This is a genomic window from Flavobacterium sp. CLA17 (assembly GCF_013112255.2).
Classification (GTDB): domain Bacteria; phylum Bacteroidota; class Bacteroidia; order Flavobacteriales; family Flavobacteriaceae; genus Flavobacterium; species Flavobacterium circumlabens.
In genome coordinates this window covers 4,143,673-4,158,129 of the sequence record NZ_CP068294.1, presented here as the reverse complement: position 1 = coordinate 4,158,129, position 14,457 = coordinate 4,143,673, and the positions used below count along the sequence as shown (strand labels likewise).

14 protein-coding genes are annotated in these 14,457 nt (G+C 36.5%); 3 read left to right on the top strand and 11 right to left on the bottom strand.

Going from position 1 to position 14,457, the window contains the following annotated elements; translation table 11 throughout:
- Positions 1-65: 65 nt before the first annotated feature.
- On the top strand, positions 66-674 hold the full coding sequence (locus HAV12_RS17130; RefSeq protein WP_171570736.1) for a GNAT family N-acetyltransferase: 609 nt from the start codon (positions 66-68) through the stop codon (positions 672-674).
- A gap of 103 nt (positions 675-777) precedes the next feature.
- Here HAV12_RS17130 and HAV12_RS17125 read toward each other — a convergent pair whose 3' ends face one another.
- Entirely contained in the window at positions 778-1,392 is a 615-nt protein-coding gene (locus HAV12_RS17125) for a M949_RS01915 family surface polysaccharide biosynthesis protein (RefSeq protein WP_171571711.1), read from the bottom strand.
- A gap of 233 nt (positions 1,393-1,625) precedes the next feature.
- Here HAV12_RS17125 and HAV12_RS17120 point away from each other — a divergent pair, with 233 nt between their 5' ends.
- Together HAV12_RS17120 and HAV12_RS17115 are read left to right on the top strand one after the other, a co-directional pair.
- Entirely contained in the window at positions 1,626-3,908 is a 2,283-nt protein-coding gene (locus HAV12_RS17120; protein WP_171571710.1) for a GH92 family glycosyl hydrolase, read from the top strand.
- 137 nt (positions 3,909-4,045) lie between these two features.
- A complete protein-coding gene (locus tag HAV12_RS17115) occupies positions 4,046-4,489 on the top strand; it encodes a hypothetical protein (protein ID WP_132035649.1) in 444 nt (147 codons plus the stop codon).
- A 311-nt stretch (positions 4,490-4,800) separates the two neighbouring features.
- On the opposite strand, the gene HAV12_RS17110 is transcribed toward HAV12_RS17115, so the two are convergent.
- The 10 genes from HAV12_RS17110 to HAV12_RS17065 form a co-directional block, all read right to left on the bottom strand.
- The gene (locus HAV12_RS17110) at positions 4,801-6,657 is read right to left on the bottom strand and encodes a peptidase M61 (protein WP_171570735.1); all 1,857 of its coding nucleotides are present in this window, start codon (positions 6,655-6,657) and stop codon (positions 4,801-4,803) included.
- Positions 6,658-6,766: 109 nt separating this feature from the next.
- Complete coding sequence (locus HAV12_RS17105; protein ID WP_132035643.1) at positions 6,767-7,045, bottom strand: DUF2805 domain-containing protein; 279 nt, start codon at positions 7,043-7,045, stop codon at positions 6,767-6,769.
- Positions 7,046-7,165: 120 nt separating this feature from the next.
- Positions 7,166-7,993, bottom strand: a complete 828-nt coding sequence (locus HAV12_RS17100; protein ID WP_171570734.1) for a sterol desaturase family protein — start codon at positions 7,991-7,993, stop codon at positions 7,166-7,168.
- Positions 7,994-8,171: 178 nt separating this feature from the next.
- On the bottom strand, positions 8,172-8,411 hold the full coding sequence (locus tag HAV12_RS17095; RefSeq protein ID WP_132035637.1) for a GlsB/YeaQ/YmgE family stress response membrane protein: 240 nt from the start codon (positions 8,409-8,411) through the stop codon (positions 8,172-8,174).
- 351 nt (positions 8,412-8,762) lie between these two features.
- The gene (aqpZ, locus tag HAV12_RS17090; RefSeq protein WP_171570733.1) at positions 8,763-9,500 is read right to left on the bottom strand and encodes an aquaporin Z; all 738 of its coding nucleotides are present in this window, start codon (positions 9,498-9,500) and stop codon (positions 8,763-8,765) included.
- 44 nt (positions 9,501-9,544) lie between these two features.
- Complete coding sequence (locus HAV12_RS17085; protein ID WP_171570732.1) at positions 9,545-9,901, bottom strand: DoxX family membrane protein; 357 nt, start codon at positions 9,899-9,901, stop codon at positions 9,545-9,547.
- 85 nt (positions 9,902-9,986) lie between these two features.
- Positions 9,987-10,883 (bottom strand): DMT family transporter, encoded by an 897-nt coding sequence (locus HAV12_RS17080; RefSeq protein ID WP_171570731.1) that lies wholly within the window; start codon positions 10,881-10,883, stop codon positions 9,987-9,989.
- A gap of 664 nt (positions 10,884-11,547) precedes the next feature.
- Positions 11,548-11,946: a helix-turn-helix domain-containing protein gene (locus HAV12_RS17075; RefSeq protein WP_171570730.1), complete on the bottom strand. Its 399-nt coding sequence runs from the start codon at positions 11,944-11,946 to the stop codon at positions 11,548-11,550.
- 249 nt (positions 11,947-12,195) lie between these two features.
- Positions 12,196-13,338 carry a peptidylprolyl isomerase gene (locus tag HAV12_RS17070; RefSeq protein ID WP_171570729.1) on the bottom strand — a complete coding sequence of 381 codons (1,143 nt, stop codon included), beginning with the start codon at positions 13,336-13,338 and terminating at the stop codon, positions 12,196-12,198.
- 32 nt (positions 13,339-13,370) lie between these two features.
- On the bottom strand, positions 13,371-14,447 hold the full coding sequence (locus HAV12_RS17065) for a peptidylprolyl isomerase (protein WP_171570728.1): 1,077 nt from the start codon (positions 14,445-14,447) through the stop codon (positions 13,371-13,373).
- Positions 14,448-14,457: the final 10 nt, after the last annotated feature.

Genomic DNA, 14,457 nt, shown 5'->3' with positions numbered 1-14,457 from the left:
TGCGAAATAGCTATAACACAAAGTCACACAAAGATATCACAGCGCTACACTAAGAATAAAAAAGTATGAGCACAACATCAAATTTCAATTTCTCAGACCCTATCATTTTAGAAGACGACTTCGTTTTATTGCGTCCTTTGCAGGAATCAGACGTCGATAATTTAGTAGAAATCTCGATCAACGAACCGGAAACCTGGAAATATTCCTTAGTCGGTGCCGACGGGAAAGAAAATCTGATCAATTACATTCAGTCGGCAATAAAAAACCGGGAGGATAAAAAAGAATTCCCATTCATTGTTTTCGATAAAAAATCTCAAAAATATGCCGGTTCAACCCGTTTTTACGATATTCAGCTTGACTACAAAACGGTACAACTAGGGTATACATGGTACGGCTCTGCATTTAGGGGAACCGGATTGAACAAACACTGTAAATTTCTATTATTACAATTTGCTTTCGAAACACTCGGAATGGAACGTGTAGAATTCCGTGCCGATAATAATAACGAGCGCAGTATTGCCGCGATGAAAAGCATCGGCTGTAAAGTCGAAGGCGTTTTAAGAAGTCACATGCCAACTGCCAATAGCGAAATCCGCCGCGATTCCATCGTTCTCAGTATTCTAAGAAACGAATGGTTTGATGAAGTAAAAGAAAACCTAAAAAGAAAACTGTAAAACGTTAATTTCAGGATTAATCAAATACCGAATTACCTTGCCATTACAATTGATTTTTACCATTCCCATTTTGGAATTTGGAATTTAAAATTTGGAATTTATTTTACCCATCTTTCAAAAGAAGATCCTGTTCTTTTCTTATTTTCTCCACCAATTTAGTAATAGAGACTTGTATTTTCTGGGGCAATAATTTCCAGTTGGCATCCTTTTTAAAACTTCTACCGTAATCCAAATCAGATTCCACCGCCCTTATCGCATACTTTTTGTCCTTATAAACCGTAATGATTTTAACGCGTTTGATGTACTCGTTTTCATCTCTGGTTCCATACACTATAACAGGATCTGTGTAACCGTCCCCGTCAAGATCTTTGGCAGAGCAATATTTAGTCCAGAACCAAATATTGGTCTCTTCGGCATCAACTAAATCGTTAATGGTCCATCTCTCCCGAAAACCACCGTGATCATTCATCGCGCAAATGGCCTGGATTTTAGTGTTTAAAGTATCTTTTTTGGAAATAACCTTCCTGTTTTCAAATAAAACCAATTCACAAACACCACTTTTATCGTGAAACTCGTAAGCCCTGTAAATAGGAAAATCACTTAATCCATTGAGTTCTCTCTGGATGATCTGCTCTTTATCTAATATATAACTATTTGTTTTTTGCGAGAAACTGAAGGTAGAAAAAGCAAGAAATACGATTAAAATATAATTTTTCATGAATGGAATGGTCTTGTTAACAGACCAAAGATATTCAAAAGGAATAGAGATTGAAGCATATTTATATTTTTTAAAAGCCATAATTTATTGTAATTTTCAAACATGAAACTGAATTTAAATTTTGGTGGTAATTTCATTGCTATTGATTTAAATTCGGATAATTATTCTTTAAAAAAAACTACTTAATGAATATAGTAAACAGTAAAAAAAACCTTTTTGGATCATTAATTTTAATGTGTGGTGTAACTGCGATCCATGCACAGAAAAAAGCAAATACACTTAAAGATTTAATTCAGTATGTGGATCCTATGATTGGTACGGCCAAAATGGGTCATACGTATCCCGGAGCAACCGTTCCGTTTGGAAGTGTGCAATTAAGCCCCGAAACCGATACCATCGCGTACGGCTTAAACGGAAAATACAATGGAGAAGTCTATAAATACTGTGCAGGTTATCAATATGAAGACAAAACGATTGTTGGTTTCAGCCACACTCATTTTAGCGGAACAGGACATTCTGATCTGGGTGATTTTTTAATTATGCCAACCACCGGAAAATTGCAACTGAATCCGGGAACCGCTTCAAAACCATTATCCGGATATCGTTCCGTATTTTCTCATGCTACAGAAAAAGCAGCGCCGGCGTATTACAGCGTGCTGCTGGAAGATCATAACATTAAAGCGGAACTTACTGCCACCACGCGCGTTGGGATGCATCAATATACTTTTCCGAAGTCAGATGAAGCACATATTATTCTGGACTTAACTTCGGGGATTTATAACTACGATAAAAAGAATGTCTGGACCTTTGTTCGTGTCGAAAATGATACCCTGATTACCGGATACCGCCAGACCAATGGCTGGGCAAGAACCAGAACCGTTTATTTTGCCATGTCTTTCAGTAAACCCATTAAAAGTTACGGACAGGCAGCTTTAGAAAAAAGTGTTTACAGAGGTTTTTGGGGAAGATTTGACCAAACCAAAAATTTTCCGGAGATGGCAGGACAAAATCTCAAATTGTTCTTTGACTTTGACACAGCCGAAGGGGAGAAGATCAAAATAAAAATGGCTTTGTCTCCTGTAAGTTCCGCCGGAGCTCTTGAAAACATGAAAAAAGAAATTCCGGACTGGGATTTTGAACGTGTTAAAAAACAAAGTCAGGAAGTCTGGAACAAAGAACTGAATAAAATTCAAATCGAAACCCTTCAGAAAGAAGATCTGGTGAACTTTTACACCGCCATGTATCATGCCTTTTTAGGCCCTACAGAATACATGGATCTCGACGGAAACTATAAAGGTTTGGATATGAATGTTCATAAAGCCGAAAACTTTAAAAACTATACCAGTTACTCGTTATGGGATACCTACAGGGCTCTGCATCCTTTATTTAATATTGTGCAGCCCGGTCGAAATTCAGATATGATTAGTTCGATGCTGGCGCATTCCGATCAGAGTGTGCATAAAATGCTGCCCATCTGGTCCCACTACGCCAATGAAAACTGGTGTATGATCGGGTATCATTCCGTTTCCGTAATTGCTGATGCCATCGTAAAAGGAAATACCGGTTTTGACCCTGAAAAAGCGCTTCAGGCTTGCGTCAATACCGCCAAAGTGCCTTATTATGATGGTTTGGAATATTATATGAAAATGGGCTATGTTCCCGAAGACAAAAACGGAGCATCAGTTTCTAAAACCTTAGAATATGCGTATGACGACTGGGCGATTGCTCAGGCCGCCAAGAAATTGGGTAAAACGGAAATTTATAAGGAATTCATAGAAAGAGCTAAAAACTATAAAAATGTGTATGATGCCAAAACAGGTTTCATGCGCCCGAAATTAAATGACGGAACTTTTAAGAAAGAGTTTGATCCTTTAGATACCCACGGACAGGGTTTCATTGAGGGAAATTCATGGAATTACAGTTTGTATGTGCCGCAGGATCCTGCAGAAATGATTAAAATGATGGGTGGAAATGACAAATTCAATGTACGATTAGATTCGTTGTTCAATATGCATCTTCCGGATAAATATTTCGAAAACACGGAAGATATTACCAGAGACGGAATCATTGGAAACTACGTTCATGGCAATGAGCCTTCACATCATGTGGTGTATTTATACAACTGGACTAATTCGCCCTGGAAAGCACAGGATAAGATCAGAATGATTTTGAAAAAAATGTACAGAAACGGGGCAGACGGTCTGGGCGGTAATGATGATTTCGGACAAATGAGTGCCTGGTACATTTTCAGTAGTTTAGGATTTTATCCTGTAGCTCCGGGCTCTGATGAATATGCTTTAGGAAGTCCATTGGTGAAAAATGCGGTCTTTAACTTAGAGAACGGTAAAAATTTCGAAGTGGAAACGGTAAATCAGTCCGATAAAAATGTGTTTGTGAGTAAAGTTCTTTTGAACGGAAAACAATTAGATAAACCTTTTCTGAAACATTCAGAGGTTATCAATGGAGGTAAAATTACTTTTTATATGAGTGATAAGCCGAATAAGAAGAATTATTAGGTTGATCAGCTAAACCTGTCAGGGTTGTGATAAAATTCGAGAAAATTTGTGTAATTCGTGGCAAACAAAAAGATTAAACATAACAGAGTTTGTAAAAACTTCACGAAATTTGCACTTCAAATAAAATGACAATCCATATGAAAATAAATCTAAAATCGGGAATTGATAAATTGCTTTTCGGAATGAAGCAAAATGATGTAACGGCTGCTTTGGGAAAACCGGATAAAAATTATACAGACGAAGATGATAATGTAATTTTCGTATACAATGCCCAAAAAGTAAGATTGACTTTTTATCAGGAAGAAGACCTGAAATTAGGTTATTTGGTAGCTTCAGGAAATGATCTGGAAATTTTCGGATACAAACTAATCGGAAGAAAAATTGCGGATGTAAAGAAAGATCTGGCTACAAAAGGAATCACGAAATACACTCAGGAGACTTTTGATACGTTCGAGAATTATTTCAATGAAGACAACTGGTTTATTCTTCAGACTGAGTTTGATGAGGTGGTGAAGTTTGAAATCGGAGCCATAATCAATGATAAAGATGAATTTGACTGGAAGTTCCCGGTTAAGAAATAATTATTCTCATTTGTGTCATTTCGACGAAGGAGAAATCACATAACGGGAATAACGCAACGTTATCAACTTGATTTGATTTCTCCTTCGTCGAAATGACAAGCAGAAGTTAAAAACATAAAAAAAAACCGATAATCACTTGTCTTTTTTTGCGCTCAATTTGTCATTTCGACGAAGGAGAAATCGCATTCAGAGAGCAACGACTTGTAATTCCGTAATGAGATTTATCTTTGCGTCAAAATGACAAGCGGAAATTAAAACATAAAAAAACCGACAATCACTTGTCGGTTTTTTTTATGTTTAAGATTAAAAGATTACCCTTTCAACCATGCATTTCTAAGTTTGTCTTTTGAAGCATCTGTAGCTTTAAACGTTTCTGTTTCTTCAGATGGTAATTTTACAGTTCCTTTTATCGTTTGTGCTGCACCACCACGTTTAATTTCCAGTGTGATTGGATCGTTTTCTTTCCAGTTTTCACTTTCTGTAATTAAATCATAGATGTTCGTTAACGAGTAGGGTTTACTGTTTACGGACACAATGATATCACCGCCTTTTAAGTTTAAATTCCTGAAAAATTCGTTTAATTCAATATCTGGACGAACAGCGATTTCTTTTGTCTGTTTGTCAATACTAATATAAGGTGTTTGTCCTTTCAGGAAAATTGGACCTGGTTTTTTCTCCAGTGATTTTGTTACACCCACTTTAGCCAAATAAACATCGTAAGGAATTGGAGTTGTTCCCTGTACATAAGTTTTCAAAAATTCTCCCACTTCAGGATATGTCAGTTCTGTGATTTTAGCAAAAAGCTCATTATCGTTGAAAGGCTTTTCGATACCATATTCATTCGATAATTTGTGCATTAGGTCAAGAATTCCTCTTTCTCCGTTGCTTTTTTCTCTGATGATAATATCGATACACATTCCGATTAAAGCTCCCTTTTGATATACATTTAAGTATTGGTCTTTATAAGGCTGCTCTAAAACATTAGCGCTCATTACTGTAAATGACATAGTATCATTCAGGCTTTTTGACTGTTGGATTTTATCTGCAATACGCGTATAAAATTCACTTTCATTAATTAATCCCTGATTGATCTGGAAAAGATTGGCAAAATATTCCGTTACCCCTTCGTACATCCATAAATGTTCTGACATTTTTGGTGCATTGTAATCAAAATACTGAATTTCTTTGGAGTGAACAGTCAATGGCGTTACAATATGGAAGAACTCATGAGAAACAACGTCTTTCATAGATTCTACCAGTTTTTCTTTCGGCATAGATTCCGGTAAAACAACTGTTGTTGCTGTTGGGTGTTCCAAAGCTCCGAAACCATGTGCATCGTCTTTGGCCATGCTTGATAAATACAACAAAACCGTATATTTTTTAGTAGCGTTTACCTTTCCTAAAAAGTTTTTCTGAGCGGTCATCATTGTTTTCATTTCCGGAGTGATGCTTTCTGCGGTAAATTTTCCTGTTGGAGAATAAACAGCAATCAGGATATCCATTCCGTTTACGTTAAACGTTGTGTAATCCGGTTTAGAATACATGATTGGATTTTCAACCAAAACGGCATAACGCGGTGTTGTAAAAACATCGCTGGTTTTGCTAGCATCTTCATCTGTCATTGAAGTCGCTCCCCAAAGTGTTTCAGGATGTGTAATGGTAACTTTATAAGGAACATTTAATTTGTCCTGAAAGTAACCTACAAAACCGTGTGTGTTCACCATGAAGTTAACTCCGGCATTAATATTGGTTCCTGCAGGTGAGAAAACGTCATCATTACCAAATCCGGTTCCTTTTTCAGTGTCAAAAGTATCCCCAACCAGGTAGGTTACTTTTTGTAATGTCTTTGCATTTGAAATAGACCATGAATTGTCGTCAATTCTTTTTACGGTCAATGCAGTTCCTTTAGCATCGTATGCCTTAAAATCATCAGAATATTTACCGTAATTATCGGTAGAGTATGTTCCGGGTACTGTTTTTGGAATGCTGTAAATTACTTCATCTGTTTTGATTTCCGGTGCTGTTACGGTTACCAGAACTTTATCGTCTTTTACATCAGTAAGATTAATGTTAACGTCTACAGTATTCTTTTTGGCAGCTCCGGCAGAACCGGTTTTACAACTCCAGAATGTTACTGCGAGCGCTAAGGTGTAAATTATTTTTTTCATTTGCTTGAGTTTAGTTATTTGTGTTTGACTTACAAAACGTAAAATTGTTACAGAATTCTTATAAAACTTATAAAAATAAAAAAAAACTCCTGAATTGCAGGAGTTTTTTTTAGTCTAATTTGTTCTTTATATAATATTTGCCATCCAAATCTTCATCAAAATCATCTATTTTAACGGGTTTTGGTTTTGGTTTAGTTGCTAAAGCTTTCTTTTTCCACATCTCAAATTTTTCAAGAGGCATTTTCTTCTTCAGGATCTCCAGTACTTCTTTTTCTGCCAATCCAAACTCTTTTTTTATAATTTCAAATGGATTTTTTTCTTCCAGGGCTAACGAAACCAACTTTTCCGTTTGTTCCCAATTCAATTCTTTGCGGTTACTCTTTTTCATCACGTGAAAATTAATTCAAAATAGGGGTTAATGATTAGTAGATTGATTTTCAATTTATATATCAATATTAATAAAAAAAATAACTACTTGGTGCGATCGGTGCTACTTTTTTTATGATTTTTAATTGTTTTTTGCAGATCTGGTTTTTTGAAAGGGAATATGAAGTAATTTTTGCAGTTTGTTATTTTCATCCGGCAGCATATGTGTGTCTACGCCATAGATTAAATCTTCCTTCGGTAATGTTGTAAAAGTCCCGAAAAGACGATCCCAAATCGAAAATATATTCCCATAATTACTGTCTGTATAAGGCAGGACATAATGATGGTGTACCTTATGCATATTGGGGGAAACGATAAAATAGCTCAGCAGCACATCCAGCTTATGGGGCAGTGAAATATTGGCATGATTAAACTGAGACGCTACAACCGATAGTGACTGGTACAAAAAGACCATCCACATTGGGCTTCCAACGAATAGTACTCCAAAAGCGGTAAATATAAAACGAATCACGCTTTCGCCTGGATGATGCCTGTTGGCCGTTGTGGTATCGATCCAGGTATCCGTATGGTGAATAAGATGGAAACGCCATAAAATCTTCACTTTGTGTTGGGTGAAATGGGCTAAATAAGCGCCAATAAGATCTAACAGCAGTAATCCGATAATAGTATACAGCCAAATTGGAATTTCAGGCAGCCAGTTTAAAATTCCAAAATGATTTTGAGTGGTCCATTCAGCCGTTTTAATTAGAATAAACGCCAGTACAAAATTGACAATAATGGTCGTAAAGGTGAAAAAGAAATTAATCCCCGCATGATTCCATTTTTTATAATTCATCTGAAATAAAGGGAACGTATTCTCAATTAACCAAAAAAGAGTGATTCCCCCAACCAGAATTAAACTTCTATGAGAGGAAGGAATCGTACTAAAATAGGCAATTATTTCATTCATGATCGTATAGTATATTCGATCAAATTTAATTAATTTAATGAAATAAAGGTATGAATTTTAACAGATATGTAATTGTTTAATAGTTGTTTAGTATAAAAAAAGGGAAAAGTGAAATTTTATTTTCACTTTTCCCTTTATGTGTATAGGATATCGTACTAAATACGATCTGTTTTTAGTATTACTTTTTGATCAGGCTAATAATAAACAACAAAATCCATGCGCCTCCGGCGGCTATAACAATCTGCCAAAGCAATCCGCCTCCGCCAATGCCAAGTTTAGGAGCCAGCCATCCTCCGAAGATTCCGCCAATGATTCCAACAACGATATTGCCCAGAAGGCCGAAACCGCCGCCTTTCCATAATTGACCAGCTAACCAGCCTGAGATTGCTCCGATAAGTAAGAAATATAAAAACTCCATAGTTTATGTTTTAAGCGTTATGTAATAGTTGATTTGTTTGTTTTTGATTCTTCAGAATGCTTTTGTAATTCCATGCGCATCCGCCAATGATACCAACAACGATATTACCAGGAAGGTCCGAAACCGCCGCCTGAGATTGCTTCGATAAGTAAGAAATAAAACTCCATAGTTTATATTTTAAGGGTTAATAGTTGATTTGTTTATTTGTTTATTTGTGATTCTTCAGAATGCTTTTGTAATTCCATGCGCATCCGCCAATGATACCAACAGCGATATTACCAGGAAGGCCCGAAACCGCCGCCTGAGATTGCTTCGATAAGTAAGAAATAGAAAAATTCCATAGTTTATGTTTTAAGGGTTAATAGTTGATTTATTTATTTGTGATTCTTCAGAATCCTTTTGTAACAGATTTTTATAGATAAATCCGCCTAAGACAGCACCTAAAACAGGAGCAACCCAGAAAAGCCAGACCTGAGATAAGGGTTCGCCACCCACAAAAAGAGCCTGAGATAAAGATCTCGCGGGATTTACGGAAGTATTGGTAATGGGGATACTGATTAAGTGAATAACGGTTAGCGTCAATCCGATTACAATTCCACAAAAATTACTGTTTGCAAACTTGTCTGTAGCGCCCATTATGATAAGGATGAAAAATAAAGTCAGTACAAATTCGGCAATAAAGACAGATTGTAAAGAATACCCATCAGGAGAAAATGCTCCAAATCCGTTTGAGGCAAAAGCCCCTGCTTTGGTGCTGTCAATTGCAAAACCAGCTTTTCCGGATGCTATAGTATATAATGTTCCTGCTGCCGCTATGGCTCCAACGCATTGTGCTATAATATAAGGTATAAGATCTTTGACAGGAAATTTACCTCCGGCCCAAAGGCCTAAGGAAACGGCAGGATTAAAATGCCCGCCTGAGATGTGTCCGACTGCATAAGCCATTGCCAGTACGGTCAGTCCAAATGCAAGTGCGACACCTGCAAATCCAATGCCTAATTCGGGAAATCCGGCAGCAAAAATGGCGCTTCCACAACCTCCAAAAACCAGCCAATATGTTCCGAAGAACTCAGCAAATAATTTTTTCATGATAAAATAATTTTAATTAATAGTTGATTGTTAATGAGTGTATGTTAATGAGTGTATTGGTATGCCCATAAAATCAATACAATCTGTAAGGGCAAACGTATTAATAAAATAAATTTTAATAGAGAATAGCCTCCTTTTTTCTTTTGAAACATATACAGATTAGCAGGAAAAACAGCAATTAACAAAGCTATAATTCCCCAGGCTGCATAAGGCGTAAAAAAAGGAAGCGTCAGCAGAAGGCCCAGAATGATTTCTGCAGCTCCGCTTAAAATATTTAATAACTTGGGATTTGGAAAAAAGGGAGGAATGATTCTGATGTACATTCCCGGATTTTTAAAATGATTGATTCCGGCAATTATATAAAGAAAAGCCATTACATATAAATGCCACGGTAAATTCATGATAGTATAGTTTATCACGAATTTATAAAAAAATTAACAAATAATATATTATTAAGTTCATTTTTTTAGAACTATACAATATAAGTTAATTTTTGCGCTTAAAATTTACGTTCATTATAATGATTGCCAGAATGATGAGCAGAATTCCAACCCATTGCAGGAAAATTACTTTTTCGTCTAATAAAACGTAGGCCATCATTACAGAAACCGGAAGTTCCAGTGCAGAGACAATACTTCCTAAGCCAATTCCGGTTAGCGGAAAACCGATGTTCATCAACATAGGCGGGATAATAGTTCCGAATAAGGACAATACAATTCCCCATTTCAGGAAAATCGCAAGGTTGAAAGGAGTAACCTGAGTGAAAAAAGCAAATGTAAATACAATTATTGCCCCACCCAAAAGCATATACAAGCTGCGTTGTGCCGATGAAATTTCGGTAGCCACGCGATTTGCGGTAAACATGGTAGTGGTAAAAGAAGCTGCAGCCATAATTCCCCATGCAAGGCCTCGCCAGTCCAGTGCGATATCGTTATGGATAATGTTGGTAGCCAGAACAGTTCCGACTAAAACAATACATACGGCAATCACCTTTTGTTTGGAAGGTAATTTTTTTTCTAAAATCATTTCAAGCAAAACACCCATCCAGACGGTCTGCATCAGTAACACAATACCAATGGAAACCGGAATGAATTTTACGGCTAGATAATAGAATAAACTCGTCATACCTAATGAAGTACCTGCCAGCATCAGGTTAAATATGTTTTTGGGAGTAGCTTTTACTACGTTGTCTTTATGTTTTATTTTCTGAAAAGCATTGATCAGTAAAATACCAATAATTCCAAGTACAAATTGAGAAGTTGTTACTTCGGCAGTTGTATATCCTTCTGAATAGGCCATTTTTACAAAAGTGGCTAACATTCCGTAAGTTGTAGCTCCTAAAGCAACAAAAAAGACTCCCTTTAATACATTATTTTGTAACATCCTAACTCATTTAGTTTTAAAATTCAAGCCGGCAAAGGTAAGGTATTTTGTTTGGGATTTAGTATAAAATCTGTAAAAACCTTGTTATAGTGATAATGTGAAGGTGTGATTTGAGGTTGAAATTATTGATTTGGCAGGAAATGGCTGTTTGTTTTTAACCGCAAGGAACGCAAATTAAATTGATAATGATGATTGGTAAATGGGGGAGAAGTTCGCAAAGCTTTGTGGTTGTGAGGATGGAGTTTCTTTTGTGATTCTCCTTGCGCAATATTGTCATTTCGACCGAAGGGAGAAATCACACACGTAATTCGACAAAGATTGGCGACTTTTAGCGATGGAGTTTCTGATGTGACTTCTGCTTACGCAACTTTGTCATTTCGATCGAAGGGAGACCCGAGCGCTAGCGAACAGACGAAGTAAATCACACATGTAATTCGACAAAGATTGGTGACTTTTAGCGATGGAGTTTCTGATGTGACTTCTGCTTGCGCAACATTGTCATTTCGACCGAAGGGAGAAATCACACACGCAATTCGACAAAGATTGGCTATTATGGGGAGGGAGTTTCTTGTGTGATTTCTCGTTCCTCGAAATGACAAACCTTGCGTAAAAAAAATAGACTTCAAAGAAGTCTATTTACGAATGCTGTATCATTTTTTAAGGCTTATTTATCCTTTAAAATTTTTTCTAAATATTCATTTTTATCTTTTTCCGCCTGAACCAAACGCTCGTAAAGTTCAACTACTTTATCAATTGGATTAAATGTTGGCTGGTATTGAAAATTTGAATTCAATGAGGCATTATCGTGATTGTTTACTGTATTTCCAATAATATTAAATACAGCTTCTTCTGAAAAATTCCTGATCGCTTCTACACTTACACCCAAAGCTTTTGCCACTTCAGCAAGTTTTTCATCTTCTATAGTTTCACTGTTTTCCATAATAGAAACAGCCTGCTGATTGGTTCCTAAAGCCTGCGCTAATGCTTCCTGTTTCATGTCTTTCAGTTCACGAATACGGCTGATTTTTCGGCCGATATGATTTGGTTTTGTTGCTGTGCTCATAGTTCAAAGATAATAATTATGAATAAAAAAATACAAGTTAGGTAAAAAACAAATTTGCTGCTGTGGGTTTATATTAGAAATGCTCCCAATAATATTCCTTGGTATTAGAGCGCAAGATATAAATAAAATACGATTTTTCTTTCAATTTAAATTAAAAAATTAAACCCTAAAACAACGGAGAGAGTGCAATAAAAAAACCACCAGAAAATAAATCCTGATGGTTTGGTATGAAAATTCAGTGTGCAATACTTATTTTACAGGCTGAGCGTTATACGTTTCGATTTCGAAAACCAAAGTGGCGTTTGGCGGAATTACACCTCCTGCACCTTTTTCTCCGTAGGCTAAATTTGCAGGAAGAAAGAATATGGCTTTTTCGCCATCGGTCATCATATCTAAGGCTTCAATAAAACCAGGAATCATTCCGTCTTTTTTACCTACTACAAACGGAAAAGCCTGATATCCTTTCTGAGCATCTCTGTTGGCATCATATTTACCATACGCTTTTGCTACATTGGCAATGCTGCTGTCAAAAAGATTTCCATCTTCAAAATAACCGGCATAGTGAAAGTAAATGTTAGATCCTTCCGGTAATTTTGTACCGGATCCTTTTTGTGTAATTTTATATTTTAAGCCTGATGCGGTTGCAGTGGCAGTCGCTTTAGTGCTTGCAAAGTAAGCTGCTTTTTCTGTAACTACTTTTTGACTTTCCGCTTTTTTAGCTTCTCCTTTTTTGGCATCATCACTAATTACTTTTAAAGCATCAAATTTCTTTGCCGCTGTACCTTTACGGGTAATCGTGATTTTGGTCATGATATCATCCTGAACAATTTTATTGACAACATCCATTCCTGAAACCACATGACCGAAAATAGTATGTTTACCATTTAACCACGGTGTATCTTTATGTGTGATGAAAAACTGACTTCCGTTTGTAGCCGGACCTGAATTGGCCATGGCTAAAACGCCGCCTTTTTCAAATTTTAATTCCGGTACAAATTCATCTTTAAATGAAAATCCAGGACCTCCCGAACCATTTCCGTCAGGATCACCACCCTGAATCATAAAGTCATTGATTACTCTGTGAAATTTAAGTCCGTCATAAAATGGTTTTCCTTTCAGTTTTTCCACTTTTACATTAGGATTTTTACCTTCTGCCAAAGAGATAAAATTAGCCACCGTTACGGGAGCTTTTACATATTCCAGAGACAAAACGATATTGCCTTTAGTCGTAGAAATTGTTGCAAAAATTCCTTCAGCAGGATTTACAGTTTTAGGAGCTGCTTTGGCTGTCGTTGATTTTCCGGCCGGTTTTTTTGCAGTGGTTTTCTTTGTTGTTTGCGCCTGAATGTTTAGTACTGCAAGGCAGAATAAGAATAGAAATTTAAATTTCATGGTGTTTCGAATTTAAGTCTGTCTATAGTTAGTTATTGTGGTTTTTCCAATAATTGGATTTCGAAAATGATATTCGCATTTGGCGGAATAACATCTCCGGCACCTGTTTGTCCGTAAGCTAAGTGTGATGGAATGAAAAGGACCGCCTTGTCTCCAAAAGAAAGTTTTTCGATTCCTTCAATAAATCCCGGGATCATACCATCTTTGCGACCTGCCTGAAAAGGAATTGGCTGATAGGCTTTTGCTTCGGCTCTTGCCTGATCAAATTTTCCGAAAGTCTTCGCAACGTCTTCAATGCTGGTATCAAATAAAGTTCCGTCTTCCAGGAATCCTGCATAATGAATGTATAATTGAGTTCCGGTTGCCGGTTTTTTACCTGCCCCTTTTTCAGTAATTACATATTCTAAACCACTGCTTGTTTTGGTAGCTTTTGGTTTTAAGGAAGCATAATAGGCTACTTTTTCTTTTTGAACTCCTGCAAACTTCCCTTTTTCTTTTGCTATTTCAGAAAAATAGTCGTGAAATACTTTTACAGCATCAAACTTTTTAGCGGCTTCACCATTTCTGATAATCGTTACCGATACAATGTTGTCACCTTGCACTACTTTGTTTACTACTTCCATTCCTTTATCGACTACATGACCGAAAACAGTATGTTTTCCGTCTAACCAGGGTGTTTCAACATGAGTAATAAAAAACTGGCTGCTGTTTGTTCCGGGACCGTTATTGGCCATGGCTAATACGCCGCCTTTATCAAATTTTAAATCAGTAATTTCATCTTTAAATTTGTATCCTGTATCACCGGAACCTGTCCCTAAAGGATCACCGCTCTGAATCATAAAATCTTCAATAACCCTGTGAAATTTCAATCCGTTATAGAAGGGTTTGTTTTTAAGATCTTCGTTCGTTACAAATTCACTTTTACCTTCAGCCAGTGTTACAAAATTGGCAACCGTAACGGGTGCTTTTTTATAATCTAATTCAACAATAATACTTCCTTTATTCGTTTCAATTTCGGCATACAGGCCATCCGGAAGGTCACTGTGTTTGTCTTTACAAGAATAAAACGAGGTAGCGGCTAATAGTAATATTAAAATACTTTTTTTCATTTTTTAAATG

Bases quoted from the DNA above. Each gene is read 5' to 3' on its own strand.
- HAV12_RS17105 (WP_132035643.1), bottom strand. From the start codon at position 7,045: ATGAAAAAGAGTAACCGCAAAGAATTGAATTGGGAACAAACGGAAAAG.
- HAV12_RS17100 (WP_171570734.1), bottom strand. From the start codon at position 7,993: ATGAATGAAATAATTGCCTATTTTAGTACGATTCCTTCCTCTCATAGA.
- HAV12_RS17115 (WP_132035649.1), top strand. From the start codon at position 4,046: ATGAAAATAAATCTAAAATCGGGAATTGATAAATTGCTTTTCGGAATG.
- HAV12_RS17095 (WP_132035637.1), bottom strand. From the start codon at position 8,411: ATGGAGTTTTTATATTTCTTACTTATCGGAGCAATCTCAGGCTGGTTA.
- HAV12_RS17075 (WP_171570730.1), bottom strand. From the start codon at position 11,946: ATGAGCACAGCAACAAAACCAAATCATATCGGCCGAAAAATCAGCCGT.
- aqpZ (WP_171570733.1), bottom strand. From the start codon at position 9,500: ATGAAAAAATTATTTGCTGAGTTCTTCGGAACATATTGGCTGGTTTTT.
- HAV12_RS17130 (WP_171570736.1), top strand. From the start codon at position 66: ATGAGCACAACATCAAATTTCAATTTCTCAGACCCTATCATTTTAGAA.
- HAV12_RS17125 (WP_171571711.1), bottom strand. From the start codon at position 1,392: ATGAAAAATTATATTTTAATCGTATTTCTTGCTTTTTCTACCTTCAGT.
- HAV12_RS17120 (WP_171571710.1), top strand. From the start codon at position 1,626: ATGTGTGGTGTAACTGCGATCCATGCACAGAAAAAAGCAAATACACTT.
- HAV12_RS17110 (WP_171570735.1), bottom strand. From the start codon at position 6,657: ATGAAAAAAATAATTTACACCTTAGCGCTCGCAGTAACATTCTGGAGT.
- HAV12_RS17065 (WP_171570728.1), bottom strand. From the start codon at position 14,447: ATGAAAAAAAGTATTTTAATATTACTATTAGCCGCTACCTCGTTTTAT.
- HAV12_RS17080 (WP_171570731.1), bottom strand. From the start codon at position 10,883: ATGTTACAAAATAATGTATTAAAGGGAGTCTTTTTTGTTGCTTTAGGA.
- HAV12_RS17070 (WP_171570729.1), bottom strand. From the start codon at position 13,338: ATGAAATTTAAATTTCTATTCTTATTCTGCCTTGCAGTACTAAACATT.
- HAV12_RS17085 (WP_171570732.1), bottom strand. From the start codon at position 9,901: ATGAATTTACCGTGGCATTTATATGTAATGGCTTTTCTTTATATAATT.